This window comes from Streptomyces mutabilis (assembly GCF_014649815.1).
GTDB lineage: Bacteria > Actinomycetota > Actinomycetes > Streptomycetales > Streptomycetaceae > Streptomyces > Streptomyces mutabilis.
On sequence record NZ_BMTT01000003.1, the window covers coordinates 29,362 to 56,347 of the forward strand.

Below are 26,986 nucleotides of genomic sequence, written 5' to 3' on the forward strand. Positions count from 1 at the left end.
TCACCCGCTGCGACCTCCGGACACCCGGCCGCGAGACCGCGCCGGACGAAGCCGGGAACGAGCGTGGCACGGAGCAGAAACCGCCCGGCGACCTGAGCCCCTCCGACGTCGGACCACGGACCCGGGGTACCTGGAGAGCGGGCGGCTTGGCCCGGCGTGCGGCCGGGCCCGGCGGCCCTCCCCGCCGTCCACGAGGCAAGGAGCACTCATGCGGTACCGCGAGCTCGGCAGCTCGGACCTGGAGGTCTCGGCGCTCTCCCTCGGGTCATGGACGGGCATCACGCACCGCTGATCCGCGGCCGCCGGTGATCAGTGGCCCCCGGTGATCAGCGTCCGCCGATGGGGTCGAGAGCCAGCGCTGCGAACGTGGCCAGCCAGTGGTCGGTGGTGAAGTCACCGCGTTCCACAGCCGGCAGGCCCGCCGCGAGGTGCGCGTCGGCCGCCTCGCCCAGCCGGGTGCGGGCCGGCCCGTCCGGCAGGGCGTCCGCGAGGGAGCGCAGCGCGGCCGCCCTGCTGAGGGTCAGGCCCAGCAGGTGGCCGATCTGCGGGTCGGCGTGGTCGGAGACGACGGGTACGTCCAGCAGCGGGCACGGGGCGTCGGAGCGCAGCGCGGGCAGGAAGCGGTCGAGCCAGGCCCCGAACGTCTCCTCCGGGAGCACCCGGCGCATGGCATCGGCCTCGCTCAGCGCCGGGGACAGGAAGTCCTGCCCGGACGGTTCCCAGTGTGCGGGCGCGTCGTGGTCGTCACCGAACCAGGTGAGGAGGCGTTCGCGCACCGCGCGGTCGGTCGCGGCCGACAGTTCCGCCGAGTCGAGCGCGAGGCCCAGCGCGAAGGCGCTGTTGGGGTGGTTGCCGTGGCGTACGGGATACGTGGCCTTGGGCAGCCAGTCGGCCAGCAGCCCGTCGGCGGCGGCGACGGCCGGCTCCAACGCCGCGGCCCAGCGGGCACCGGCCTCCCCCGGCAGGGCTCGGCACTCGGCGGCGAGGGCCAGCAGCCACGCCCAGCCGTAGGGCCGCTCGAAGGAGGGCCGGTTGCGGAGGTAGGCGGCTTCGACGGCCAGGTTGCCGGGGGTGAGGTGCCGGTCGAGTACGGCGACGGCCTGCTCGGTGTCCGGCAGTGCGGGCGTCCCGCCGTGGCGGCGCAGCAGGCGGACGAGCAGCCAGTGCATGTGGACCGAGGAGTGCCAGTCGTAGGCGCCGTAGAAGGCCGGGTGCAGTGAGCGGGGGGCGAGGTGCTCGTCGGGTGAGGTGATCAGGTGGGCGGGGAAGTTGGGGTACTCGCGGGTGATGTTGGCGAGGGCGAGCCGGGCGAAGGGCGCGGCGTGGGTGCTCAGCGGCATCAGTGGGTGGCTCCTTCGGTGACCTTGAGGTCCCGCTCGGCCGGGGTGCGGGCCGCGGTGGCCAGCAGGGCGCGCAGGCCGTGGGCGACGGTGGCGGGCGGCAGGGACGGCGCGGTGCCGTCGGTGACCTGTTCCGGTGCCCAGGGCACGTGGACGAAACCGCCCCTCACGTGCGGGAACTCGGTGGCGACGAGGTGACCGAGGCCGTAGGCCACGTGGTTGCAGACGAAGGTGCCGGCCGTGTTGGAGACGGCGGCCGGGACGCCGGCCTCGCGTATCGCGGCGACGCACGCCTTGATGGGGAGGGTGGAGAAGTAAGCGGCGGGGCCGCCCTGGACCACCGGTTCGTCGATGGGCTGCCGGCCGGCGTTGTCGGGGATGCGGGCGTCGTCGAGGTTGACTCCGAGGCGTTCCACGGTGACGCCGGGGCGTCCGCCCGCCTGGCCCAGACAGAGCACCAGGTCGGGGGTGTGGGCGCGGACGGCGTCGCGCAGGACGTCGAGGGACTCCCCGAAGACGCAGGGCAGTTCGGCGGCGGTGACGTCGAGCCCGGCGGGCGGTTCGGCGGCCACCAGGGAGGCCGCTTGCCAGGAGGGGTTCACGCGCTCGCCGCCGAAGGGGGCGAAGCCGGTGATGAGGACACGGGTCATGAGCATTCCTTGCGGGTCGAGCGGGCGCCGGCCGTTACGGGAGCCCCGGGGGCTCAAAAGGCGAAGAGCGCCATGATCACGGTGCAACAGCCGAGCAGCGCGATGCCCGTCGGCAGCTGGGCCTTGATCGGGCCGTACTGGTCCTTGAGCTCGAGCAGGGTGGCCGGGACGATGTTGAAGTTGGCGGCCATCGGGGTGCACAGCGTGCCGGCGAAACCGGCCAGCATGCCGATCGCGAGGACGGCGGGCTCGTTGCCGTGCATCTGCTGGATGAGGATGGGCCAGCCGATCGCCGCGGTCATCACGGGGAACGCGGCGAAGGCGTTGCCCATGATCACGGTGAACAGGAACATGCCGACGCAGTACGCGATCACCGCGAGGTACTTGGAGTCCTCCGGCAGGACATCGTTGACGATCCTTCCGACCTGGTCGCCCACGCCCGCGGCGGCGAAGATCGAGCCGAGTACGGCCAGGAGCTGGGGCAGCAGCAGGGCGGAGCCCATCGCCTCCAGCATGGAGCGGCCGGAGTGGAGCGGGACGGTCACCTTCTTCTCTCCGGTGATCAGCATGCCGACGACGAGGGCGGCGACGCAGCCGAGGCCGAGCCCGAGAAGCGTGGCCTTGCCCGATTCGAACAGGCCGGACTCGTCCAGCACGGACGCGCAGACGATGGCGACGAGCGGGATGGTCAGCGCGGGGATGAAGATCTTGCTGCCCAGCCGGGCGGCGGACGCCTCACGCTGCTCGCCGGTGGTGGTGACCGGGACGCCCTTGCCGAGGAAGTTGAACCCGGCGAGCACGATCAGGGTCAGGACGGCGACGCCGAGCGGTTCGGCGGGCAGGGTCCAGCCGCCGTTGCCGGCCGTGGCGTTGGCGACGCCGGTGCCGTAGGGGAAGGTGAGTCCGAGCAGGCCCCAGAATGCGGCGGACGTCCAGCGCTTGGGGTTGCTGCGGTCGGTGGCCATCTGGACGGCCATGACGACGAAGACGAGGCCTATCAGCCAGTACAGCCATTCGACTTTGATCACTTGTCGGCCCCCTCGGGAAGCGGCAGGTCGTGCTCGGCGGCGGCGACGGCCATCTCGCGTTCCAGCTGCTTGTCCATGAGCAGCAGCCGGGCGCCGTGGATGACGAAGGCGCAGACCGCGAGCGGTATCGCCCACAGGGCCAGCTGGGTCGGTTCGATCTCCTGGTGGTACGTGGAGTTCACGAAGCCGGTGATCAGCAGGATGGAGCCGATGGCGATGAAGCAGTCCTCGCCGAAGAAGACGCCCACGGTGTCGGCCGACGCGGAGTAGGACCGCACCTTCTCGCGCAGCCGGTCGGGCAGCTTCGCTCCCGTGGAGCGTTCTGCGGCGGCCTCGGCCATGGGCGCCACCAGGGGCCGCACGGTCTGCGCCGGACCGCCGATGCTGTTCAGGCCGAAGGCCGCCGTGACCTGCCGGACCAGCAGGTAGACGGTGAGGAAGCGGCCGGCACTGAGCTTGCCCAGGCGGCCGATGAGATTGCGGGCCTGCTCGCGCAGGCCGTAGCGCTCCAGCAGGCCGATCACCGGGAGCACGATGGCGTAGACGGTGACGGAGCGGCTGTCGGCGAAGGAACGGCCGAAGGCCGCGAGGACCTCCAGCGGGTTCATCTTGCCGAGCAGTCCGGTGACGATACCGGCGACGCCCACCACGAGGACGGGGTTGCGGCGCGTGACAAATCCGAGGATCACCACGACCACACCGAGCAGAACGATCATTCGGTGGCCTTCAGGCATGAGGGGGCAGGGCACGGATCCGGGACGAACAGAACCAATGCTTCACCGGTCCGGACCACAGCCCCAGATGCGTGGCAGATGCACGGACACTAGCTATCGTTCAACGATCTAACAAGGGCGGTATCCTTATTGACCTCTTGTCGAATCGTTCAACGATCGTCTACGTTCGTGGTGTGATCGACCTCAACGCAGATCTCGGTGAGGGCTTCGGCCGCTGGACCCTCACCGACGACGACGCTCTCCTGTCCGTCGTCACCAGCGCCAACGTCGCCTGCGGCTTCCACGCCGGCGACCCCTCGGTGATGCGCCGCGTCTGCGACCTCGCCGCCGAACGCGGTGTGCGGATCGGGGCCCAGGTGTCCTACCGCGACCTGGCGGGCTTCGGCCGACGCGCCATGGACGTACCCGCCGAGGAACTGGCGGCCGAGGTGGCGTACCAGATCGGCGCGCTCAAGGTCTTCGCCGAGGCCGCCGGGGCGGAGGTGGCCTACGTGAAGCCGCACGGCGCGCTCTACAACCGCACCGTCCACGACGCCGGCCAGGCCCGCGCGGTCGTGGCCGGCGTGCGGCTCGCGGGCGGCGCGCTGCCCGTGCTCGGCCTGCCGGGCTCCCTGCTGCTCGCCGCCGCCGCGGACGCCGGGCTCACGGGTGTCCCCGAGGCATTCGCGGACCGGGCCTACACCCCGCAGGGCACCCTCGTGTCCCGGCGCGAGCCGGACTCGGTGGTGACGGACGAGGACGCCGTGGTCCGGCGAGCGCTCGCGTTCGCTGTGCGCGGCTCGGTCGAGGCCGTGGACGGTACGACCGTCGAGGTCACCCCCCGTTCGCTGTGCGTGCACGGCGACACGCCGAACGCCGCGAGGATCGCGACACGGGTGCGGGAGGCACTGGAGACGTCGGGGGTCTCGATCGGGGCGTTCGCGTGACCCGAAGCCCGATCCTCACGGCACGTCCCGTCGGCCGGCACGCGCTGCTCGTCGAGCTCTCCGACGCCGGGGGCACCGCGGCCTTCCACGCCGAAGTGCTGCGCCGTCGGGCCGCCGGGACGCTGCCGCCCGTCGAGGAGGTGGTGCCGGGAGCGCGCACGGTCCTGCTGGACGGCGTCGGGGACCCGGAGGCACTGGCCCGCGGGCTCGCCGAGTGGCAGGTCCCGCCCGCAGCTGACGACGACGGGGAAGTCGTGGAGATTCCCGTGCGCTACGACGGGCCGGACCTCGCCGAAGTGGCGGCCCTGTGGGGGGTCGCACCGGAAGAGGTCGCCGCGCTCCACACCGCCCACGCGTACCGGGTCGCGTTCTGCGGATTCGCCCCAGGCTTCGGCTACCTCACCGGACTCCCCGAGGAACTGCACGTGCCCCGCCGGGCCACGCCCAGGACCCGGGTGCCGGCCGGTGCGGTGGCCCTCGCCGGCCCCTACAGCGCCGTCTACCCCCGCGCCACGCCTGGCGGATGGCAGCTGATCGGGACCATGCCCGACCCCGGGCCGCTGTGGGACCCTGGGCGGGAGCGTGCGGCGCTGCTCGCGCCGGGGACGCGCGTGCGGTTCGTCGTGGCGGACGCCGGACCCGCGGCGGTGGCGGCATGACGGCCGAGCTCACCGTCGTGCGGGCCGGCGCGCTCACCACGGTGCAGGACGCGGGCCGGCGCGGGTACGCCCATCTGGGAGTGCCCCACTCCGGGGCCCTGGACACGCCCGCGATGGGGCTCGCCAACCGGCTGCTCGGCAACGACCTGGGCGCGGCCGTCCTGGAGACCACTCTGACCGGTTGTGCCCTGCGTCCCGACCGCGCCGTCACCGTCGTGGTCGGCGGCGCGCACTGCTCCGTCACCGTGGACGGGCGCCCCGCAGCCTGGGGCCTGCCGGTGCGCGTACCGGCCGGTGCGGTCCTGGACGTGGGGGCTGCGACGGCGGGCGTGCGTTCCTACGTGGCGGTGGCAGGAGGCGTCGCCGTCGAGCCCGTCCTCGGCAGCCGCTCGACGGACCTGCTGTCGGGGCTGGGCCCGGAGCCACTGCGGGACGGGATGGTCGTCCCGGTGGGTACCCCCGCTCCCCCGGTCCCCGTGCCCGTCGCCGCCCCTTGGCCGGGACCGCCCGCCGAGCTGGTCCTGCCGGTGCGGCTGGGGCCCCGCGCCGACTGGTTCCCCCCGGGCGCCCTGCGCACCCTCACCTCGGCCACGTACCGCGTCTCACCGCACAGCAACCGCATCGGCCTGCGTACTGAGGGACCGGCGCTGGAGCGGGCGTCGGCGGGTGAACTGCCCAGCGAGGGCATGGTCCTGGGCGCGGTGCAGGTCCCGCCCGACGGACGCCCCGTGATCTTCCTGCACGACCATCCGACGACCGGGGGCTACCCCGTCGTCGCGGTCGTCGCGGAGCGCGCCCTGGCCGCGGCGGCCCAGGCCTCGGTGGGGACGCCGGTGCGCTTCACCCTCGGCTGACCGGACTGTGGGCGCGCCGGCCGGCATCGGCACCGCGTCCGGGACCTGGCGGGCCGCCGCTTCACCGCGGGCGTGCTGGTGCAGGCCAACTTCGGGGGCACGCTTCGGATTCTCGGCCGCACCGTCACCGCGTCCTCCATGGGCGCCGGCGGTCTCGCACCGGCCTCCGACGCGGGTTCCTGCATGATCGTGGTGGCCACGGACGCACCGCTCGACGCACGGCAGCTCACCCGTGTCGCGCGGCGCGCGGTGTTCGCGCTGGCCCGCACGGGCGCGTCCTACAGCCATGGCAGCGGGGACTACGCCATCGCCTTCGGTACGGCGTCGGCGGCTTAGGTGGCGGACGCGGATCTCGGCCCGCTCTTCGGAGCCGTACTCGACGGCGTCGAGGAAGCGGTGCTCAACTCCCTGCTCGCGGCCACCGCGACCACCGGCTTCGGCGGACGCACGGCGCCCGCGCTCCCGGTGGACCGGCTGCTCGAGACCCTGGCCGCCCCTCCGCACCACCCTTCGGTTACCACCGGGTAGTCACACGGCGTTCCTTGCTATAAGGTCCGTCAACAAGGAGACTGCGTTACCGACGGTAATAGCAGTGCTGGGCGAGGATCGTCCCCGACTCGACTCGAGGAGCCCCTGCATGGCCATCAACATCTCGCGGCCACGGACCAAGAGCCACACCCCGGAGGAGAGCATCGCGCGGCGGCTGCTCGACTCGTCCGCGCAACTCTCCTACGACCCGCTCACCGAGGTCGACTGGGAGACTCCGCTCGACGAGACCTTCCACGGGGCCAGCCCGGAGTGGAGCACCCTCTACGGGACGCGGTACTGGAACGAACTGACCGACGCCCAGCGCAAGGCCCTCACCCGCCAGGAGGCCGCCTCGGTGGCCAGCACCGGGATCTGGTTCGAGATGATCCTCCAGCAGATGGTGCTGCGGGACATCTACGCGAAGGACCCGACGGACGACACCTTCCAGTGGGCCCTGACCGAGATAGCCGACGAGTGCCGCCACTCGATCATGTTCGCCCGCGGGGCGAAGAAACTCGGGGCGCCCGCGTACCGGCCGCACCGCTTGGCGGTCGAACTCGGCCGGCTCTTCAAGACCGTCGCGTTCGGCGAGGCGGCGTACGCCGCGATCCTGGTCGCCGAGGAGGTCCTCGACGTCATGCAGCGGGACTGGATGCGCGACGAGCGGGTGGTGCCTTTCGTCCGCACCATCAACAACATCCATGTCGTGGAGGAATCACGGCACATGAAGTTCGCCCGCGACGAGACACGCAAGCATCTCGCGCACGCCGGACGGATCCGTCGCCGAGTCCACGCCCTGCTCATCGCGGTGGCCGCCTACGTCATCGTGACCAGCATGGTGAACCGGAAGGCGTACGCCAACGCCGGGCTGGACGAGGAGCGCGCGGTCCGCGAGGCGAGGGCCAACGAGCATCACAAGTCGATGATGCGCTCCAGCTGCTCGGGGCTGATGGCCTTCCTGAGCTCCGTCGGCCTGCTCACCAAGCCCGCGCTGTTCTTCTACAAGCGCGCCAACCTCATCTGACGACCTCCCGGCGAGCGGACGACATGACCTTCGCGATCACCCAGAACTGCTGCACCGACGCCGCCTGTGTGGCCGTCTGCCCGGTCAACTGCATCCACCCGGCCCCCGGGGAACGACATTTCGGCAGCACCGAGATGCTGTACATCGACCCGGCCGCCTGCATCGACTGCGGCGCCTGCGCCGACGCCTGCCCGGTGGACGCCGTCCACCCGGCCGAGGAGCTGCCGCGGGCGCAGCAGCAGTACGCCGGCATCAACGCCGCCTACTTCGAGCGGTCCGGGCGGCCGGTGCCGCAGGGGGCGGCGGACCACGGCCCGAACTTCCACGCCTGGGGCACGCCGCACTTCGAACGCGTCCTGCCGGCCGACTTCGCACCGCTGCGCGTGGCGATCGTCGGCACCGGCCCGGCCGGGATGTACGCCGCGGAGGACCTGCTGCTGCACACCCGTTCCGTGGTCACGCTCGTCGACCGGCTCCCCGCGCCCGGCGGGCTGATCCGGTACGGCGTGGCGCCGGACCACCCGGCCACGAAGCGGATCGGCGAGACCTTCGCCCGCTTTCACACCCATCCCCGGGTGCGCATGCACCTCGGCCTCGACGTGGGCCTCCACGTCACGGCCGCGGAACTCGCCGCACACCACGACGCGGTGGTCTACGCCGTGGGGGCGTCCACCGACCGGCGCCTCGGCATACCCGGCGAGGACCTGCCCGGCAGCATCGCCGCGACCACGTTCGTCGCCTGGTACAACGCGCACCCCGAAGTCGCCCCGGACGCCGTCGCCCTCTCGGCGGACCGTGTCGTCGTGGTCGGCAACGGCAACGTCGCCCTCGACGTCGCACGCGTCCTGGTCTCCGACCCCGGGACACTTGCCGCCACGGCCGTCGCCGGCCACGCGCTGGAGGAGCTGCGCCGCAGCAAGGTGCGCGAAGTGGTGCTGCTCGGACGCCGGGGCCCGGAGCACGCCGCGTGCAGCGGCACCGAACTGCTGGCCCTGAAGAGCCTTCCGGGCGTCGACCTGGTCGTGGACGACCACGATCCACGCATCGGTGCCGCGGTCGATTCGTCCGAGGCGACGGAGAAGGCCCGTCTGTTCCGGGACCTGCCGCGTGAGGCCGTCGACTGGTCCGCGCCGCCGGACACGTCGGGGCAGAGGCGTCGCATCGTCTTCCGCTTCCACTCCGAGCCCCTGGAGATGCGCGGGGACGAGCAGATCCGGTCCGTACGGGCCACCGGTGGCGCCGGTGAGCGGGAGATTGCGGCGGGCCTGGCGCTTCGGGCCATCGGGTACCGCGGAGTGCCGCAGGCGGGACTGCCCTTCGACGAGGGCTCGGGGACCGTGCCGCACGAACGCGGACGGGTGACCGGCCGGCCCGGCACCTACGTCGTGGGCTGGATCAAACGCGGGCCGTCGGGCGGCATCGGCGCGAACCGCCGGTGCGCGGCCGAGACGGTCGGCACGCTGCTCGACGACGCGGTCGCGGGACGGCTGCCGGCGCCCACCGCCGGGGCGAGTGCCTTCCGCCGTCTCGCGCGCCGCCGCCGCCGCTGAGGCGAAGCCGGCCGTGGCGCGGGGGTGTCACAGACGCGGCTGCGTACGGCGCCACGGAGTAGTTGGCGCAGTGCGGCCGCTCCTGCTCGGGGATCTGCAGGTAGGGCTGCCACCAACGGGCGCCCGTGAACTCCGGCAGCCGCAGGCGGCGCTGGTGGACAAGCTGGAGGAACAGGCGGAACCAGTGGTCGTACCCCAGCCACGGGAACACGCCGAGCTCCGCTCCGGTGACGGTCACCCGGTGCATCGACGGGGAGGCCCGCTCGGTGCGCACGACGCGAGCACGGAACATCATGGGATTCTGCGGTGTCAGCCGCCGGACCTCCGCCATGAGAGAGAAGGCTTGCCTAGCTGACTCGCGCGCACACGAGGGAGAGTGGCCCGCCGTTCCCTCAGTCCCCGGCGACCAGAGCGGGTGTCGACCTGGTGAGTACCTCGCCGCGGAAGAAGGCGGGACTGCGCCGGCTCATCACCAGCATGATGACCACGCCGAGGAGGAGCAGGCCCACCCCGATGACGAACACCGAGCCGACCCCGAGCACGGACGAACCGCTTCCGTAGGCGGGGTCCCACATGTCGGCGAGCGTCTTGGCGAAGACGGCCGCGAGCAGCACTCCGCCGAGCACCGGGAAGATCCCCTTGAAAAGGAGGTCACGGCCCGACCGCAGGAGGTCGGCCCGGAAGTACCAGGCGCAGGCGAAGGCCGTCAGCGCGTAGTAGAAGCAGATCATCAGGCCGAGCGCGTAGATCGTGTCGACCAGTACGTGCTCGCTGACCAGGGTCATCACCGCGTAGAAGACGCCGGTCGCGACCCCGGCGGTCACCGTGGCGCGGCCCGGCGTGCGGAAGCGGGGGTGCACCTCGGCGTAGGAGGCGGGCAGCGCCTCGTACGCCGACATCGCGAGCACCGTGCGGGCCACCGGGATGAAGGTCGTCTGCAGACTGGCCGCGGCCGACGCCAGCACGGCGACGAACAGCATGATGCCGAGCGCGGGGCCCATGACCGGGCCGGCGAGCGCGGCGAAGACGTTGTCCGAGGTCTCGGGATTGGCCAGCCCCAGCCCCTGGTCGCCGGAGCCCGCGACCATCTGCGCGGCGATCCCCGTGGCCAGGTAGGAGCCGACGAGCACGACCATGGCGACGAGCGCGGCGCGGCCCGGCGTACGGCTGCTGCCGCTGGTCTCCTCGTTGGCCGTCAGGCAGGCGTCCCAGCCCCAGTACATGAAGATCGACAGCGAGAGTCCGGCCGTGAAGGCGGCGAAGGACTGCACGGCGAAGGGGTTGAGCCAGGACCAGGAGAACTCGGCCGAGGTGGCGAACTCCGCGTCGCCGGCCTTGCTGAAGGCCATGGCGACGAACACGGCCAGGACCAGCAGTTGCAGCGCGACCAGTGTGTACTGCAGGCCCTTGGTCGCCGTCATACCGCGATAGCTGATCACGGTGGCGATGGCGATCAGCCCCAGGCAGGTCACGATGTGCACGGCCTTGTCCCCGTCGAGCGCCGCCACCGCATCGCTTCCGGTGACCTCTCCCGCGAGCAGCCAGAAGTACGAGGTCGCCACACCGGCCAGGTTCGACAGCACGATGATCGTGGCGATGACCAGGCCCCAGCCGCACACCCATCCCACCCACGGCCCGAAGGCCTTCACCGTCCAGGTGAAGGAGGTGCCGCAGTCGGGCATGGCCTTGTTCAGCTCGCGGTAGGCGAAGGCCACGAGCAGCATCGGCAGGAACCCGGCGAGGAACACGGCCGGCATCTGCACGCCGACCTCACCGGCGGTCGAGCCGAGGGTCGAGGTCAGGCAGTAGACGGGGGCCACAGTGGAGACCCCGATGACCGCGCTGCCCAGCAGCCCTACCGAGTTGCCGCTGAGCCCCTTGGTCCGCATGCCATCGGCGGTGGCTCCGTCGCCCGTGTCGTCGGCCCCTGGCCGTACGTCCAGCTCAGTCATGAACGAGACGTTAAATCCTGCGGTTTCCGTGGTTCCGGTCCCCCACAGCACCCCTGGTTGACCCGTTTCACCATGGTTCATCGGGTCACGATCAGCATTCAACCTTCATTTCGAAGCCCCCTGAGCCAGCACGACCACTGATCTCGACAACCGGGCGGCAACTGTCCGGTATCCGGTTATCGCAGCCCTGGCCGATTCCCGGCACCCTGACCTTTCCCTGAGATCTGCGTCACATCGTGAGCCCGTCCGGGTCAGGAGCCGCCCGGGGCCGCCTCCCCTCCCGGCGCACCGGGGGCGTCGTCCTCGGTGTGCCGGTGCGGGCCCGGGGGCGTTCCGGCGCTCAGGTGCTGCAGGGCCTCAACCAGTTCCTGACAGGCACGTTCCACCGAGCGCCGGGTGTGGAGCTGCTCGCTGATGACGGAGGAGAGCAGCAGCGCGGTGAGGGCCATGGTTCCGTTGAAGGCCTGGAGCTTCACCATCACTTCGACATCGGTCAGCCGGCCGAAGGAGCCCGCGTCGTCACCGGCCGCCACGGTCGCCATGACGGAGGCGAAGAGGGCACACGGCATGCTGCCCGCCAGCTGGAAGCGGAGCGCGGCCCAGATCAGCAGCGGATACACCAGGAACAACATGCTGACCCGGCTGTACGTGGACAGCGGCACCAGCACGCCCGCGGCCACCACGAGCACCGCCGCCTCGCCCCACCGACCGCGCGGAGGTGCCCGGCGGGCGCGGTACAGCAGGAGCAGGAGCGGGGTGACGATGACGACGCCCATGGCGTCGCCCACCCACCAGGCCAGCCAGACGAACCAGACGTCGCCCGCGGGCAGCTTGCCCCCGAGCGCGAGCATGCCGACGCCCGCACCCGAGCTGATCAGCATGGCGGCCAGCGCCCCGAGGAAGACGAGCGCCAGACCGTCGCGGATGCGGGCCATGTCCGTCCGGAATCCCACGGAACGCAGCATCAGGTACGCGCAGACCGGGGCGGCCGTGTTGCCGGCCACGACCCCGATGGCCGCCGGCCCCGGCGGAGTGATGGACGCGACGACCAGCAGGGCGCCCACGGCGATGCCCGGCACGCACGCCGGGCCGAACAGCAGCAGACAGGTCACCGCCAGACCGGTGGGCGGCCAGATGGGGGTGACCACGGCCCCCTCCGCGACCAGTTGCTGCGTGAGCCCGAGCCGTCCCGCCGCGTAGTAGCAGACGGCGACGAGCAGCGTCCCGAGAGCGAGGACGACCGGTCGGGGCCACGCGCGAATACCCACCACAGCAGCCATCAGACACCGTCCGCACCGCGTCGGCGAGGCGGGAGGCACCCCGCTCACGGCCCTACGGGGGAACGGTGCGCGCGTCGTGGCTCACGACGAGCACGGCGGCGTCGTCGTCGTGTCCCACCAGCTCGGCGTTCTTCAGCACGGCCGCCGCGAGTGCGGGGGCGTCCATGCCGGCGACGGCCGCGATGCCCGCCAGCCGGACGACTCGCCGCAGGCCCTCGTCGACGCTCAGGGCGGGTCCTTCGACCACACCGTCCGTGAGCAGGACGAACACTCCGCCCAGCGCGAGCCGGTACCGGGTCACCGGATACTTCACTCCGCCCAGGACTCCCAGCGGCGGCCCCCCTTCGTCGTCGGACACCCCCGCCTTGCCGTCGGCCGTGGCCCAGACGCAGGGGATGTGTCCGGCCCGGGCACTCTCCATCACTCCGGTGGCGGGGTCGAACCGCATGAAGGTGCAGGTGGCGAAGAGGTCCTTGCCGAGGGAGAGGACGAGGTCGTTCGTCCGGGCGAGAAGGTCGCCGGGCTCGCCCGTCACCGAGGCCAGAGCGCGCAGGCCGGCGCGCACCTGCCCCATGAACGCCGCCGCGTCGATGGCGTGGCCCTGCACGTCACCGACCGAGAGGGCGACCCTGCCGTCGGGGAGCATGAAGGCGTCGTACCAGTCACCGCCCACGTTGAGCCCGGCGTAGGCAGGCGCGTAGCGGGCGGCGAGATGGAAGCCCGGGACCACGGGCAGCTCCGCCGGGAGCATGTCGCGTTGCAGGGCGATGGCGAGTTCCACCTGGGAACGCCGCAGCTCGGCGAGCTCCCGGGCCCGCGTGGTCAGTGTCGCGAGTCTCTCCAGGAGCTCTTCGCCGTCAGATGCCGGACGCCTGCGGAACATCGACCGCTCCGGGGGCGCGCACGGACCGGCCGGCTCCGACGGGTTGCTCTCCCCGCATGATCCGATCCACCCGTCTTTCGCCGGAGGGCACCCCCGCATGCCCCGAACACGGCAAGTCTTCCACCTGCCGGCGACGCGGGCACGCCGGGCGGACCCGGCGGTGCCGAGCGCGGGCCAGGTACCGGCGCGGACCGGTCCCGGGGGTTCAGTCGAAGGTCTGGACGTAATCCCGAACCGGACCGAGTTCGGGGTGTTCGCGCAGTGCCACGCGGTCACCCGAGGAGGGTGAGCGTGTTGTCCCCGGCGGTGGTGAGGGGCGCGGGCAGACAGAGCGCGATCTGCGGTCCCACGTTCCAGTAGCGGCCGAGCAGGAAGCCGTTGATCCAGACGAAGCCCTTGCGGAAGCCGGGGAAGGCGAGGAAGGTGTCGGCCGTCCGTCGGCGGTGAAGCCGGCCGTGGCGAACCCCGCCCTGCCCGGTGTGCCGGGCAGGGCGGGCGGCGTCGCGGAGGGCTCCGGCGAGGCGGTGACCCGGTCCAGGTGGTCGGCGGTCCACTCGTCGTGTGCATCGAGCCGGCCAGGACGCGGTGCGGCCGTCCGCCGCGCAGCAGCTCGCCGTCCGGATGCGTCAGCGGGGCTGGCGCCGTGCGGTTCATCCGGCGGCTCCCGCCGTTCGCGTACGCGTCTCGGGCACGGCCCCTCCTCGTGGGCGCGCGGGTCGGTGAGCGCACGGGTGGGACGGAACCGCGCACGTCCCTCACCGGCCAACGCAGGGGCGGGCTTTCCACTCCCCGCCGGTCGACGGCGGGGTGCTCAGGCCGACGCCATCCCGGCGCGGTGACCGGCCCCTCGTCGCGTGCGCGCGGCACCGCGGCTCGTCCCTCCGTACACGGGGCGCGCGCGATGAGTCCAGGGAGCGTGGAGAGTCTGCCTTGTATGACTCGCATCATCGCTGACATCTCGATCTCGCTCGACGGCTTCGTCACCGGCCCCGATCCCGGCCCGGACAGTGGTCTGGGCACCGGGGGTGAGGCCCTGCACACCTGGGCGTTCTCCGACGACCCCGACGACCGGCGGCTGCTGCGGGAGGCGACGGCCCGTTCCGGGGCCGTCGTCCTCGGCCGACGGCTCTTCGACGTGGTCGACGGGCCGAACGGCTGGGACGACACGACCGGCTACGGGGCCGGTGAGGTCGGCAAGCCCGCGTTCGTCGTCGTGACGAGCTCGCCACCGGATTCCGTGCGCCTCGCCGACCTCGACTGGACGTTCGTCACCACCGGTCTACCGGACGCCGTCGCCGCCGCGCGCGAGCGGGCCGAGGCCGCATCGGCACGCAGCGGCAAGGACCTCGACGTCATGCTCATGGGCGGCGGTGCCACGATCGGCTCGGCGCTCGACGCCGGACTGGTCGACACGCTGAGCCTGCACCTCGCCCCCGTGCTGCTGGGCTCCGGAACGCCCCTGTTCACCGGCGGGACGCGGCGCACGCTGGTGCGGCGCGGCGTGACTCCGACATCGACGGCCACGCATATGACCTACGACGTCCTGTGACACCCGAGCACCGAGGACGAGGCAGCGGCTCGTGCACGCCAGTGGTTCAGCCGAGGGCGCCGGTGCGGGCCTGCCGCCAGAGGTCGACGCTGTCGTCGGCCACCGCGTGCTTGTCGATCTCGGCGAGTTCGTCCTCGCCGAAGGAGAGGTTGTCCAGCGCGGCCACGTTCTGCTCCAGCTGATCGGTGCGGGAGGCGCCGATGACCAGGGAGGTCACGCGGGCGTCGCGCAGCGCCCAGGCGAGCGCCATCTGGGCCAGGCTCTGCCCTCGGCGGGCGGCGATGTCGTTCAGGGCGCGCAGTCGCCGGAGCGTGTCCTCGTCGAGCCAGTCCGCCGCGAAGGACTTGCCCTGCGTGGCTCGGGAACCCTCGGGGACCCCGTCGAGGTAGCGACCGGTGAGCAGGCCCTGGGCGAGCGCGGTGAACCCGATGACGCCGAAGCCCTCGTCGGCCGCGGCGTCGAGCAGACCCTCGGTCTCGATCCAGCGGTTGAGCATGTTGTACGACGGCTGGTGGATCAGCAGCGGGGTGCCCAGGTCGCGCAGGATCGCCGCGGCCTGCCGGGAGCGCTCGGCGTCGTAGGACGAGATGCCGACGTAGAGGGCCTTGCCCTGGCGCACCGCGGTGTCCAGCGCCGTCATGGTCTCCTCCAGTGGCGTGGAGGCGTCCAAGCGGTGGGAGTAGAAGATGTCGACGTACTCCAGGCCCGTGCGCTTGAGGGACTGGTCGAGGGAGGCGAGGAGGTACTTGCGGGAGCCGCCGCCCTGCCCGTAGGGGCCCGGCCACATGTCCCACCCGGCCTTGGTGGAGATCACCAGTTCGTCCCGGTACGGTGCCAGGTCCTGGCGGAGGATCCGGCCGAAGTTGATCTCCGCGGCGCCGTAGGGCGGGCCGTAGTTGTTGGCCAGGTCGTGGTGGGTGATGCCGAGGTCGAAGGCGCGCAGGGCGATCTCCCGCTGCGTTTCGAACGGCTTGTCGTCGCCGAAGTTGTGCCAGTAGCCGAGCGACAGCACGGGCAGGTCGAGACCCGAGCGTCCGGTGCGCCGGTACTGCATGGTGCCGTCGTAGCGGCCGGGGTCGGCGACATGGTTCATGAGGTTTCTCCGTGGTGCGAAGGATGGTGACCGGTCCGTGACGACGGACGTCGCGTCATCATCGCGCGCGGTTCGTGCGGCAGTCCAACAAGAACGACTCATGGCATTGAGCACTGCCGCTTCTCGACGCCGGCGCCGACCGCGTCCCGCATTGCCACCTTTCGGCCGGCCCGCCCGGGGAACACGGTCGCGGACTTCCCCGTACGACGACACCAGGAGGCCGACGTGACGGACGACCAGCGCGACCAGCAGGACCCGACGGACCAGTACCCCCGCCCCGACTTCGCCGCCCAGAACCAGCCGCACCCGGGCTGGAGCGGGCAGATGGACCCGCCGCCCGACCACGGTGAGGATTCGTACCGCGGGTCGGGCCGGTTGAGGGGCCGCAGGACCGTCATCACGGGTGGTGACTCCGGCATCGGCCGCGCGGTGGCCCTGGCCTTCGCCCGGGAGGGCGCCGACGTGCTGTTCACGTACCTCGCACAGGAGGAGGGCGAGGCACGGGAGACGTCACGGCTCGTGGAGGAGGCCGGGCAGAAGGCCGTGGCCGTGTCCTGCGACATCCGTGCGGAGGACGAGTGCCGGGCGCTGATCGACCGGGCGGTGTCGGAGTTCGGCGGCATCGACGTCCTGGTGAACAACGCGGCGTACCAGATGGCGCAGCCCGACGGCATCGAGGCGATACCGACGGAGCAGTTCGACCGGGTGATGCGGACCAACCTCTACGGCATGTTCTGGCTGACCAAGTTCGCGCTGCCGCACATTCCCGCGGGTGGCAGTGTCATCAACACCACCTCGGTCCAGGCGTACAAACCCAGCCCGCACCTGCTGGACTACGCGATGACCAAGGGGGCGATCGTGACCTTCACCCAGGGTCTGGCCCAGACGGTCGCCGAGCGCGGCATCCGGGTGAACGCGGTGGCGCCGGGCCCGGTGTGGACTCCGCTGATACCGGCGACGCTGCCGGACACGGTCGAGTTCGGCAAGCAGAGTCCGCTGGGCCGTCCCGCCCAACCGGCGGAGCTGGCACCGGCGTACGTCTACCTCGCCTCGCAGGAGGCCGGATACGTCACCGCGGAGATCCTCAACGCGACGGGAGGGACTCCGCTGCCCTGAGCCCCGGACGCGGTCCCGCTCCCGCTCCCGCTCCCGCTCCCGCCGATCGCGCCGGCCGGCAAGTCCGGTGAGTCGCCGTGCCGCTTCTCAGGTGCCGCGCGTCGAGGTGCGTCGGGCGTCCAGAACCCGGATCACCTCGTCGTCGCCGACTTGGTCGAAGTCGTCGTACCAGAGGCCGACCGCCCCGAAGTCCGGCGGCTGCCGGAGGCAGACGACCTCGTCGGCTTCCGCACGCATCTCGACGGCGGTCTCGGGAGCGCTGACGGGCACGGCCAGGATCAGCCGGTCCGGTCGCAGCGGGCGCAGGTGTCGCAGGGCGGCGCGTGCGGTGGCACCGGTGGCCAGGCCGTCGTCGACGACGATCACGGCGCGGCCCTGGACGTCGGGCGCGGAGCGGTCGCCCCGGTAGAGCAGGGTGCGACGGTTCAGTTCGTCGCGTTCACGGGCCACGTCGGGAGCGAGCCGGTCCTCGGTCAGACCGAGCATCCGAAGGGCACGCTGGTCGAACAGCGGCGGGTCGTCGCCCACGATGGCGCCGATGCCCGTCTCCGGCCGGCCGGGAAGACCGATCTTCCGCGCCACCAGCACGTCCAGCGGTGCGTCGAGCGCGTGGGCGACCTCGGCGGCCACCGGTACGCCCCCGCGGGGCAGCGCGAGAACGACGGGCCGGACGAGTTCGCGGTCGGAGGCCCACTCCCTGAGTCGGAGAGCGAGTTGCCGGCCGGCTTCCCTGCGATTCTGGAATCCCATGACCTGTCCGCCTGTCTCCTTCTGGGAATGGAAGGCTGTGGCCGTCGGGCTCACACCTCCGGTTCACCGGTGGCCTCAGCCGGAGCGCTCATCGGCCGCTCCCCCGGTCAGGTGCTCACGGAACCAGTCGGCGGCGGCCTCGGTGACCTGCTCCAGGGCGCCCGGTTCCGGGAAGAGGTGCGTGGCGCCCGGTACGACATGAGTTCGATGGGGCGCCGACAGCTTCCCTGCCGCCTCACGGTTGAGCGCGAGAACCGTCGTGTCGTCGCCGCCGACGACGAGCAGCACCGGGGCGGTGACCAAGGGCAGCGCGTCGCCGGCCAGATCCGGCCTGCCTCCCCTCGACACCACCGCGGAAACCCGTCGAGGTCGCTCCACGGCCGCCATGAGGGCGGCGGCCGCTCCCGTGCTGGCGCCGAACAGGCCCACCGCCAGGCCCGCCGTGTCCGGGCGCCGCTCCAGCCAGTCGACGGCGTCCGCCAGGCGACGGGCCAGCAGGGCGACGTCGAAGCGGTGCTCGCCCGTGGCGGTGTCCTCACGCTCCTCGTCCTCGGTCAGCAGGTCCAGCAGGAGGGTGCCCAGCCCGGCCCGGTGCAGCCCGGCGGCGACCGCCCGGTTGCGGGGGCTGAGACGCGAGCTGCCGCTGCCGTGCGCGAACAGGACCGTGCCCCGCGGCTCGGCGGGGACCACGAGGTCGCCGGTCAGGGTGACGTCTCCCGAGGGCATCCTCGCGGTTTCGGAGACCATGTGCGCTCACATCCCGGGACTTGACGCTCCGGACGGGTACCCGGGCGGACAAACCCACACACCCCGCCGGGCACGCCGCGGGCCGGACCGCCGGCTCCGCCCTCGGCTCCTGCCGTGACGGCCTGGTGACCGCGACGAAGGTGGGGCCGTCACCCGTGGACCGAACGGCGTGCCGAGCGGGCGGGCGACGGCCGATCGCGGTGAACGGGTTGCCGTCGCCTTCTGGTCAGCGGCTTGCTCGGTCCGGTCGCCCAGCCGTGCCCCCCGCGCTGGATGAGCGCAGGTGGAGGACGACGGCCGCCGTACCGAGGGACGGCACGTCGACGGGGACGGCACGGTGCGGCTCCGGAGGCACGTCGCGCCCGGCGCGAGCGGAACGAAACCCGCCGGCACCGGCGAAGCAGCCTTGCCGGGCCGGGCGAGCCGGTTGCCCGGCACGACCCGCACGCATCAGTCTCGTCGGTGGACGCGAGGCAGGCGCATCACCTCGCGCAGGAAGACGGACAGGCGAGAGACCGAGGAGAGCAACTGTGGTGACGCGCCGAACAGTGATCACGGCAGCCGGGGCAGGAGCGTTGACGTCCGGGCTGCCCACAACAGCCTCCGCCCTACCCGGCACCGCCGGCACGGACGTGTTGGTGGTGGTGGAGAAGAGCGGTCACGCGGTGGGGTTCTACGACGCCGGATCGGGCCGACGGATGCAGACCGTCCCGCTGCCCGACCACCCCCACGAGATGGTCGTCGACTCCCGCAAGCGGTTCGCGTACGTCGGGCACTACGGCGTGCGCATGTCCTCGACCGTCGGTGAGGGCGGGGCCTCGGTCTTCGTCATCGACCTCGCCGCACGAAGCCTGGCCCGCACCATCGACACCCGGCCGTTCAACCGCATCCACGGAATGGGTATCGACGAGCGGGACAGGCTCTACGCCCTGAGCGAGGAAAAGGCCGTGCTGCTCGGCTTCGACACGCCCGCCACAGATGAGGCGCCGACCAGGGCGGTTCCGGCACACGGCATCAAGACGCACCTGTTCACCCTCAGCCGGAACGGTGAACGGGCATATGTAACGGGGCTGTTGTCACACACGGTCAGCCTCGTGCGCCCCCACGACGCCTCCGCCCCTCCCCTCGTGGTGACTCCCGGTCAGCTGCCCGAGAGCAGTTGTCTGAGTCCGGACGAGAAGATCCTCTTCGTCGGAGTCCGCAAGAGTTCCTCCCTGGTCGCCATCGACGCGCGGACCATGAAGGTGGTGCGGACCCGGAAGGTGGGCGGGGACCCGCTGCGGGTGTACACCGTCGACGACGACCGGTTGCTGGTGGCGGACATCGTCTCCAGCACCCTCACCCTCTACAGCACGGCACTGCGCCGGATCCGCAGCCTGCACCTGAAAGGCGTCCCGGCCGCCGTCTCCTTCCATCCCGACCGGCCCACGGCCTACGTGTCGCAGCTGGGCACCAACGAGGTCGCCGTGATCGACATGGACCGGTTCACCGTCGTCGGCGGCTTCGGTACCGGTCTGGAACCGGACTGCTCGGTTCTCCTTCCGGCGGGCGTGCAGACAGGGCGCCGTCGACCGAGCGCCAGCGCGGGAGACGTCTACACGTCGTCCGGCACTTCGCGGCCCGGCGGGGCGCGGACCGGTTGACGCAGGTTCCGCGCCCCGCCGCCGTCCCGACGACCGGCACGGAGGGGTGCTCCGTGCAGCGACGCGGGTACTCGCTCGCGGGCGCCACGTCGTGGCCCCGGCGCGAAGGAGGTGACGAGGCCGTGAGCACGGGAATGGGTACGGCCCGCACGGCCCTGGTGACGGGTGCTTCCTCGGGCATCGGCGCGGCGTACGCGCGACGGCTGGCGAAGCGGGGATGGAACATCGTGCTCGTTGCCAGGAGAGCGGACCGCCTCGACGACCTCGCCCACCACCTGCGCGCGGAGGGGGCCACGACGGTGGAGACGCTCGTGGCGGACCTGTCGGACTCCGAAGATCTTGCCCGGGTCGCCGAACGTGCAGCGGGAGAGGACATCGGTTTTCTGCTCAACAACGCGGGGATCAACGGCTACGGACCGTTCGCCGAACTCGACCCGCGCCTGCTGCGCAAGGTGCTCGACGTCAACGTGCTGGCCGTCACGGTGCTGGCGCGCGCGGCGGCGCCGGCCATGCTTTCCCGCGGCCACGGCACTCTCTCAACGTGGCCTCACAGCTGGCGTTCGCCGGCGCTCTGCCACCGGGTCCGCTGCCCGAGCGCGCGGTGTACGGCGGCAGCAAGGGGTTCGTCGTGACCTTCACCCGTACCCTCGCCGCCGAGCTGGCCGGCACTCCCCTGCGCATCCAGGTCCTGTGCCCGGGCCTGACGGCCACCGAATTCCACCGCTCACGCGGCCAGGAACCCGTCCCGGGTCGGGAGCCGACGGTGCACGAGGAGGGCGGGGCTCCGGTCGGCGAGGTGATCGACGCTTCGCTGGCCGCACTCGAGGCCGGGGAGGTCGTCTGCGTGCCCGGTCTCGACGACGACGGCCCGGTGACCGCCCTCGAACAGGCCGAACTCGCCCTGCGCGCCGCAGCCCGCCGCTGACGAGGACTCCAGCCGTCCCCTTGCGGAGTCCCTTGCCCGAAGGAAGTACGGCCGTGCGCCGCGCACGGGCGTGCGAAGGCTGGGATGCTGGAGACAGCGCTGCCCGTGACGAGCCTCCGGACAGGGTGGTGAGCGCCGTGGCCGACAACTACCCATACACCCCGGATCCGGCCGTCCCGTCCACCAGTCCTTCTGAGGCCCCCTTCCTGCGCGCGCGGCTCGCGCTTCCCTGCCGCGACGACGAGCGGGGCGTGCCTCGACTGCGGCGGGCGCGTGAGCGGCTGGGCGAGGACGACGGCTCTGCCGGTCCCGCCACGGCCCGGCTGAGCTGCACGCTGCCGGGAACGCTCGCCGCCCGGCTCCCCGCAGGTCCAAAGGGGCCCAGCAGACCGCCACGGCCGCCGGGAAGCTCTGGCAAGGCCGCCCCGAGCACCTGGTTCCCGCGGCCGTGGCGTCACCCTGGGCCGACAGCCAGGCGGTCGTCGCCCTCTCCGCCGCCCGCCTGGCCGCTGGACAGGCCGCCGACGCCGCTCGGCTGGTGGTCAGCGTCCCGGGCGGGCGGCCGGTGCGCGCCGCGGGCCGCGGCGAACCAGCTCGCCGTCGCAGGACCCCAGGGCGCGCTTCACCGGCATCGCGATCGCCGGTCCGGTGATCATCGCGCACTTTCTCCCGCTGCCCTGCTCCCCGGTCCGGTCCATCGTCGTGATCGCTGTCTCGGGCTTGATCATCTGGGCCCGTCCGGCGTGCAGCGCGGCCCCGATCTGCAGTGACCGACAAGCCGTACGGATGAAGGAAGAGCACGTCATGACGGGAACAGCGGACACCCGCGAGGCAGACCTCGCGCTCAAGGCCAAGCTCCGGACGATGTGGGCGCTCGGCGACTACCCGGCACTCGCGACGCGTGTCGTGGCGGGCCTCGGCCCCGTCCTGGTGGACGCGTGCGCCGTGAAGGAGGGGGACCGGGTGCTGGACGTCGCCGCCGGATCCGGGAACGCCTCGATCCCGGCCGCGCTGGCCGGCGGCGATGTGGTCGCCTCGGACCTCACTCCCGAACTGCTGGCCGTGGGGCGCAGGGAGGCGGAGGCGCGCGGAGCGGTACTGAGTTGGCAGGAGGCCGATGCCGAGGCGCTGCCGTTCGAGGACGCCGCCTTCGACACTGTGATGTCCTGCATCGGCGTCATGTTCGCCCCGCACCATCAGACCGCCGCAGACGAACTGGTACGGGTCTGCCGGGCCGGTGGCACGGTCGGGCTGCTGAGTTGGACTCCCGAAGGGTTCATCGGTCGCATGTTCGCCACCCTCAAGCCGTATGCGCCACCCCCTCCCCCGGGATCGCAACCGCCGCCGCTGTGGGGGAAGGAGGAGCACGTACGGGCGCTGCTCGGCGACCGGGTCACCGACGTCGTCTCACGCCGACGGTCGATTCGCGTGGACGCGTTCAGCGATCCGGCGGAATTCCGTGACTTCTTCAAGGCCGCTTACGGACCGATCATCGCCGTCTACCGGAACATCGGCGACGACACCGAGCGCGCCGCCGCCCTGGACACGGCCCTCACCGACCTGGCGCGCGGCGCGCTGCGGGACGGGGCCCTCGACTGGGAGTACCTGCTGCTCACCGCCCGCCGGAGGGACCAGGCCGCATCCGACCGACCGCGGCAGGAAGCGGCCGAGGACCGGTCGCCTCGCGTGCTTCGGTGAGGGCTCTTCGCCGGAGGTCGCCGCCGAGCAGCTGCATCGTGGTGGCGGCCAGGATGTGATCCGTGCCGATGGTCCACCCGCCCTTCCTGCGGACGGGCAGGCTCCCGAAGAACTGCTTGTTGAACGAGGATGCGGCCGGCTCACCCGGCATCACCGGTGCGACCGTACCGAAACGTTCGATGCCGCCCTCTCGGACGACCATCGCCGCGTCATGGGCGAGGTCCGTGAGGAACACGCTCGCAATGCCGTCCAGGTCGCGGACCGTCGCCGGGACGGCCGTAACGCCCTGTCCCCACAACAGCTTCTTGACCCCGGCTTCGAACCCGTGGGCGCCGACCACCGCACTCGGTTTCCGCGACCTGCTGCGCTTGCGTGGAGGCACGACGGCACCGTCTGCGTCGTACAGGACACCGGTCATGCCTCGGAACGTCGGGCTGTGGTCGTACCACTTGCTCCCCACCTCGAGCTCGACGTTCCGGTCGATCGCCGAGAGAAGGTCCCCGGAATTCAGCTTCTTCCGGGCCTCGGCCGCCACCCTCCTCGCGCCGTCGATGATCTCCATCAGCACCGTCCGCGTCACCGACGCGGCGGCCCACGCGGCCGACCGGGAGACAGGCATCGGGGCCACGTCCCTGAACACCGCCTAGATGAGACGTGGTCCGAACGGGGAGACAACCATGGCCGAGGCGGATTCGACATCACTGCGCTCGGGGCGTGCGGGCTTCGTCATCGAAGGAAACGCTCCCTTGCTGTCGGATTGGCCGGAGGCCCACACTTCGCCACGCGAACCCGCTGAGGCCTCGAGTTGGTGGCCGAGCGGATCGCCGACGGCACCATGGGCTACAACGCGGTGCTGGTCGCGCTCGCCCTGTGCGAGGTGTTCCTGCCGGCGGCGCCGACCACGCTGTTCTACGCCCTGCGGCGCACAGCGAGCGGCGGAGCACGGGAGGTCGACGCGCACGAGGGCACAGCGGCACCGAGGACGACTCAAAATGCCGGATGTGGGAACCGGGAGGGAAGCCCTGACGCACGAGGGCGACGTCGGGTGGCCGGACGCATGGTTCCCTCAGCGGAAGGAAGACCACGATGGCGCAGCAGAAAGACGGTCTTCGGGCCGCACCGAGGACACCGGGGACGCGCACCGGCGGTGACGGGGGCACGCGCCGTCGTCCGCTGCGCGAGCGGCACGTCGACCAGACGGTCGAGGTGGCGGTGCCGGTACGGACGGCGTACAACCAGTGGACGCAGTTCAAGTCCTTCCCGCGGTTCTCGGCCGTGGTCCGCGACGTCGAGCAGGTCCGGCCCACCGTGACCGCCTGGACCATCGGCTACGGACGCCTGCACCGCCGCTTCGCGGTCGAGATTCTGGAGCAGGACCCCGACGCCTACCTGGCCTGGCGCGGCCTGGAGCAGCGGCCGTGGCACCGGGGCGAGGTCGAGTTCAGGCCGACGGGGTTCGCCGGCACCGCGATCACCGTCCGGATGCGTCTGGAACCGCGAGGAGCCGCGAAAATCCTCACCCGTTCGTCCTGGGCCGCCCGGCTGACCACCCGACTGGTGCACGGCGAGCTCATGAGGTTCAAGGAGTTCATGGAGGGGCTGGGGCAAGAGGGCGGCGCCTGGCGCGGCACCATCCGCAACGGCCGGGTGCAACACGATCGACCGGAACCGCCCAGGAGCCGGGTGGCCCAGTGGCCCGTCGGCTGACCGGAGGGCCGGACACGGCGAGAGAAAGGCGAGCACATGCAGAACCCGCCCGGTGAGGAGTCGGAGACCAGCCTCTCCGTGACACCGCCGAAGAAGTGGGCGGCCGGAGTCCCCGCGGTCGTGCACGCGCTGGAGTACTCCTTGGAGCAGACGTCCCCGCGCAGGACCGGGGTGGACCTGCTGACCATGAACCAGGTGGGCGGAATCGACTGTCCCGGCTGCGCGTGGGCGGACCCGGCGCCGGGCCGGCGCCACCGCAATGAGTACTGTGAGAACGGTGCCAAGCACATCAACGACGAGGCCACCACGCGGCGGGTGACCGCCGGCTTCTTCCGCGAGCACAGCGTCGCCGACCTCGCCGGCCGCTCCGACATGTGGCTCAACCAGCAGGGCCGGCTGACCGAACCGATGATCAAACGGCCGGGCTCCGCGCACTACGAGCCCATCACTTGGAACGACGCCCTGGGAGTCCTCGCGGGCGAGCTCAATTCGCTGGCCTCGCCCGACGAGGCCGTGTTCTACACCTCGGGTCGCGCCAGCAACGAGGCCGCCTTCGTCCTCCAGCTCTTCGCCCGCTCCTTCGGCACCAACAACCTGCCCGACTGCAGCAACATGTGCCACGAATCCAGCGGCTTCGCCTTGAGCGAGACCCTGGGGACCGGCAAGGGCACCGTCAGCCTCGACGACCTCCACCACGCCGATCTGATCTTCCTGGTCGGGCAGAACCCGGGCAGCAACCACCCGCGCCAGCTCAGCGCGCTGGAGGAGGCCAAGCGGGGCGGCGCCCGGATCGTGGCCGTGAACCCGCTTCCGGAGGCCGGGCTGCGGCGCTTCAAGAACCCGCAGCAGCCGCGCGGGATCGTCGGACGCGGCACCCAGATCGCCGACCGCTTCCTGCACATCAAGCCCGGCGGCGACCTCGCCCTGTTCCAGGCCCTCAACCGCCTGCTGCTGGAGGCCGAGGACGCCCGGCCCGGCACCGTCCTGGACCACGACTTCATCGACGCCCACACCACCGGCTTCGAGGAGTTCGCCCAGCACGCCCGCAGGGTGCACTGGGACGACGTGTGCACAGCGACCGGACTGACCCGTGAGGAGATCGAGAAGGTACGCGACGAGGTCCTCGAGAGCAAGCGCGTCATCGTCTGCTGGGCGATGGGCATCACCCAGCACAAGCACGGCGTGCCCACCGTCCGGGAGATCGTCAACTTCCTGATGCTCCGCGGCAACCTGGGACGCGCCGGCACCGGCGCCTGCCCGGTGCGCGGCCACAGCAACGTCCAGGGTGACCGCACCATGGGCATCTGGGAGCAGATGCCGGACACCTTCCTCGACGCCCTGCAGACAGAGTTCGGCTTCGACCCGCCGCGTGCCCACGGCCTGGACTCGGTGGACTCGATCAAGGCGATGCGCGAGGGCCGCGTCAGGGTCTTCCTCGCCCTGGCCGGCAACTTCGTCCGGGCCGCTCCCGACAGCGACGTCACCGAGGAGGCGATGCGCTCGTGCCGGCTGACCGCCCACATCTCCACCAAGCTCAACCGCTCGCACACCGTCTGCGGTGACACCGCGCTGATCCTGCCGACCCTGGGACGCACCGAACGCGACGTCCAGGCCGACGGCGAGCAGTTCGTCACCGTCGAGAACTCCATGAGCGAGGTGCACACCTCCCGGGGCCGCCTCGAACCGGCCTCCCCGATGCTCCTCAGCGAGATCGCGATTCTGTGCCGGCTCGCCCGGCACACCCTGGGCGACAAGGCGGGCATCCCCTGGGAGAAGTTCGAAGGCGATTACAACACCATCCGCGACCGCATCTCCCGCATCGTGCCGGGCTTCCACGACTTCAACGCACGCGTGACCCGGCCCGGGGGCTTCCTGCTGCCCAACCCGGTCAACGAGGGCGTCTTCAACAACAAGGTCGGCAAGGCCCTGTTCACTCGCAACGAGAGCGTGGTCCCCCGGGCGCCCGAGGGCCATCTGCTGCTGCAGACACTGCGCTCGCACGACCAGTGGAACACCGTCCCCTACACCGACAACGACCGCTACCGCGGCATCCACGGCAGCCGCCGCGTCGTACTCGTCAACCCGGCCGACATCAGCGCACTCGGCCTCGCCCAGGGTGATCACGTCGATCTGGTGAGTGTGTGGTCGGACGGCACCGAGCGCCGGGCCGAGAACTTCCAGGTCGTCTCCTACCCGGCTGCCAAGGGCTCAGCCGCCGCCTACTATCCCGAGACCAACGTCCTGGTACCGCTGGACAGCGTTGCGGACGTCAGCAATCAGCCCACGTCGAAGGGCATCGTCGTCCGCCTCGAACCCGTCCTCGATCGGACGCACCCCTCACCCGCCTGAC

Annotated in this window: 24 protein-coding genes and 3 pseudogenes; 14 read left to right on the forward strand and 13 right to left on the reverse strand. The window is 71.6% G+C overall.

The window, feature by feature from the left end; all coding sequences use genetic code 11:
- Positions 1–326: 326 nt before the first annotated feature.
- The 4 genes from IE142_RS08360 to IE142_RS08375 are packed head-to-tail and all read right to left on the reverse strand — an operon-like array spanning position 327 to position 3,734.
- Positions 327–1,340 (reverse strand): DUF2891 domain-containing protein, encoded by a 1,014-nt coding sequence (locus IE142_RS08360; RefSeq protein ID WP_191885097.1) that lies wholly within the window; start codon positions 1,338–1,340, stop codon positions 327–329.
- Positions 1,340–1,990, reverse strand: coding sequence for a pyroglutamyl-peptidase I (pcp, locus tag IE142_RS08365; RefSeq protein ID WP_191885098.1), 651 nt, complete (start codon positions 1,988–1,990; stop codon positions 1,340–1,342). Before pcp ends, IE142_RS08360 begins: the two co-directional genes overlap by 1 nt.
- A 53-nt stretch (positions 1,991–2,043) precedes the next feature.
- A complete protein-coding gene (locus IE142_RS08370) occupies positions 2,044–3,018 on the reverse strand; it encodes a DUF979 domain-containing protein (RefSeq protein ID WP_191885099.1) in 975 nt (324 codons plus the stop codon).
- Positions 3,015–3,734, reverse strand: a complete 720-nt coding sequence (locus IE142_RS08375) for a DUF969 domain-containing protein (protein WP_191885493.1) — start codon at positions 3,732–3,734, stop codon at positions 3,015–3,017. The genes IE142_RS08370 and IE142_RS08375 overlap by 4 nt, the downstream gene beginning before the upstream one ends.
- Positions 3,735–3,925: 191 nt before the next feature.
- Between IE142_RS08375 and IE142_RS08380 the strand changes: the two genes are divergently transcribed.
- The 6 genes and pseudogenes from IE142_RS08380 to IE142_RS08405 all read left to right on the forward strand — a co-directional run bounded on the left by IE142_RS08380 (position 3,926) and on the right by IE142_RS08405 (position 9,293).
- Positions 3,926–4,678, forward strand: coding sequence for a LamB/YcsF family protein (locus tag IE142_RS08380; protein ID WP_191885100.1), 753 nt, complete (start codon positions 3,926–3,928; stop codon positions 4,676–4,678).
- Complete coding sequence (locus IE142_RS08385) at positions 4,675–5,337, forward strand: 5-oxoprolinase subunit B family protein (protein ID WP_191885101.1); 663 nt, start codon at positions 4,675–4,677, stop codon at positions 5,335–5,337. Before IE142_RS08380 ends, IE142_RS08385 begins: the two co-directional genes overlap by 4 nt.
- Positions 5,334–6,191: a 5-oxoprolinase subunit C family protein gene (locus tag IE142_RS08390; RefSeq protein WP_191885102.1), complete on the forward strand. Its 858-nt coding sequence runs from the start codon at positions 5,334–5,336 to the stop codon at positions 6,189–6,191. Before IE142_RS08385 ends, IE142_RS08390 begins: the two co-directional genes overlap by 4 nt.
- A gap of 33 nt (positions 6,192–6,224) precedes the next feature.
- Positions 6,225–6,719 (forward strand): annotated as a pseudogene (locus tag IE142_RS08395) (P1 family peptidase); the annotation flags it as partial.
- Between the two features lie 109 nt (positions 6,720–6,828).
- The gene (locus IE142_RS08400) at positions 6,829–7,743 is read left to right on the forward strand and encodes an AurF N-oxygenase family protein (RefSeq protein WP_191885103.1); all 915 of its coding nucleotides are present in this window, start codon (positions 6,829–6,831) and stop codon (positions 7,741–7,743) included.
- A 23-nt stretch (positions 7,744–7,766) separates the two neighbouring features.
- Complete coding sequence (locus tag IE142_RS08405) at positions 7,767–9,293, forward strand: FAD-dependent oxidoreductase (protein WP_191885104.1); 1,527 nt, start codon at positions 7,767–7,769, stop codon at positions 9,291–9,293.
- 49 nt (positions 9,294–9,342) lie between these two features.
- On the opposite strand, the pseudogene IE142_RS37330 reads toward IE142_RS08405, so the two are convergent.
- The 5 genes and pseudogenes from IE142_RS37330 to IE142_RS38720 all read right to left on the reverse strand — a co-directional run.
- Positions 9,343–9,624, reverse strand: a pseudogene (locus tag IE142_RS37330) (siderophore-interacting protein); the annotation flags it as partial.
- Between the two features lie 61 nt (positions 9,625–9,685).
- Positions 9,686–11,245 (reverse strand): APC family permease, encoded by a 1,560-nt coding sequence (locus tag IE142_RS08415; RefSeq protein WP_191885105.1) that lies wholly within the window; start codon positions 11,243–11,245, stop codon positions 9,686–9,688.
- A 251-nt stretch (positions 11,246–11,496) separates the two neighbouring features.
- Entirely contained in the window at positions 11,497–12,525 is a 1,029-nt protein-coding gene (locus IE142_RS08420) for an MASE1 domain-containing protein (protein WP_229830289.1), read from the reverse strand.
- A 52-nt stretch (positions 12,526–12,577) separates the two neighbouring features.
- Positions 12,578–13,408, reverse strand: coding sequence for a PP2C family protein-serine/threonine phosphatase (locus tag IE142_RS08425; protein ID WP_191885106.1), 831 nt, complete (start codon positions 13,406–13,408; stop codon positions 12,578–12,580).
- Between the two features lie 272 nt (positions 13,409–13,680).
- Positions 13,681–13,962 (reverse strand): hypothetical protein, encoded by a 282-nt coding sequence (locus IE142_RS38720; RefSeq protein ID WP_191885107.1) that lies wholly within the window; start codon positions 13,960–13,962, stop codon positions 13,681–13,683.
- 380 nt (positions 13,963–14,342) lie between these two features.
- Between IE142_RS38720 and IE142_RS08435 the strand changes: the two genes are divergently transcribed.
- Complete coding sequence (locus IE142_RS08435; protein WP_191885108.1) at positions 14,343–14,957, forward strand: dihydrofolate reductase family protein; 615 nt, start codon at positions 14,343–14,345, stop codon at positions 14,955–14,957.
- A gap of 46 nt (positions 14,958–15,003) precedes the next feature.
- On the opposite strand, the gene mgrA is transcribed toward IE142_RS08435, so the two are convergent.
- On the reverse strand, positions 15,004–16,050 hold the full coding sequence (gene mgrA / locus IE142_RS08440; protein WP_191885109.1) for an L-glyceraldehyde 3-phosphate reductase: 1,047 nt from the start codon (positions 16,048–16,050) through the stop codon (positions 15,004–15,006).
- 225 nt (positions 16,051–16,275) lie between these two features.
- On the opposite strand from mgrA, the gene IE142_RS08445 reads away from it, so the two are divergent.
- Positions 16,276–17,166, forward strand: coding sequence for an SDR family oxidoreductase (locus IE142_RS08445; RefSeq protein WP_191885110.1), 891 nt, complete (start codon positions 16,276–16,278; stop codon positions 17,164–17,166).
- Positions 17,167–17,253: 87 nt separating this feature from the next.
- Here the strand turns inward: IE142_RS08445 and IE142_RS08450 are convergent, their stop codons facing one another.
- Positions 17,254–17,916 (reverse strand): phosphoribosyltransferase, encoded by a 663-nt coding sequence (locus IE142_RS08450; RefSeq protein ID WP_191885111.1) that lies wholly within the window; start codon positions 17,914–17,916, stop codon positions 17,254–17,256.
- 75 nt (positions 17,917–17,991) lie between these two features.
- Positions 17,992–18,663: a dienelactone hydrolase family protein gene (locus IE142_RS08455; protein WP_191885112.1), complete on the reverse strand. Its 672-nt coding sequence runs from the start codon at positions 18,661–18,663 to the stop codon at positions 17,992–17,994.
- 533 nt (positions 18,664–19,196) lie between these two features.
- On the opposite strand from IE142_RS08455, the gene IE142_RS08460 reads away from it, so the two are divergent.
- The 4 genes from IE142_RS08460 (at position 19,197) to IE142_RS08475 (ending at position 22,929) form a co-directional block, all read left to right on the forward strand.
- On the forward strand, positions 19,197–20,306 hold the full coding sequence (locus IE142_RS08460; protein WP_229830291.1) for a YncE family protein: 1,110 nt from the start codon (positions 19,197–19,199) through the stop codon (positions 20,304–20,306).
- Between the two features lie 122 nt (positions 20,307–20,428).
- Entirely contained in the window at positions 20,429–20,938 is a 510-nt protein-coding gene (locus IE142_RS37335; protein ID WP_268252954.1) for an SDR family NAD(P)-dependent oxidoreductase, read from the forward strand.
- Positions 20,935–21,231, forward strand: a complete 297-nt coding sequence (locus tag IE142_RS37340) for an SDR family oxidoreductase (protein WP_268252955.1) — start codon at positions 20,935–20,937, stop codon at positions 21,229–21,231. The genes IE142_RS37335 and IE142_RS37340 overlap by 4 nt, the downstream gene beginning before the upstream one ends.
- An 804-nt stretch (positions 21,232–22,035) precedes the next feature.
- Positions 22,036–22,929, forward strand: a complete 894-nt coding sequence (locus tag IE142_RS08475; RefSeq protein ID WP_229830293.1) for a class I SAM-dependent methyltransferase — start codon at positions 22,036–22,038, stop codon at positions 22,927–22,929.
- On the opposite strand, the pseudogene IE142_RS08480 reads toward IE142_RS08475, so the two are convergent.
- Positions 22,844–23,659 (reverse strand): annotated as a pseudogene (locus tag IE142_RS08480) (hypothetical protein). The gene IE142_RS08475 and the pseudogene IE142_RS08480 sit on opposite strands and share 86 nt — an antisense overlap.
- A gap of 356 nt (positions 23,660–24,015) precedes the next feature.
- Between IE142_RS08480 and IE142_RS08485 the strand changes: the two are divergent.
- Together IE142_RS08485 and IE142_RS08490 are read left to right on the forward strand one after the other, a co-directional pair.
- Positions 24,016–24,636 (forward strand): SRPBCC family protein, encoded by a 621-nt coding sequence (locus IE142_RS08485; RefSeq protein ID WP_191885114.1) that lies wholly within the window; start codon positions 24,016–24,018, stop codon positions 24,634–24,636.
- Positions 24,637–24,672: 36 nt separating this feature from the next.
- Positions 24,673–26,985: an FdhF/YdeP family oxidoreductase gene (locus tag IE142_RS08490; RefSeq protein WP_191885115.1), complete on the forward strand. Its 2,313-nt coding sequence runs from the start codon at positions 24,673–24,675 to the stop codon at positions 26,983–26,985.
- Position 26,986 lies beyond the last annotated feature (1 nt).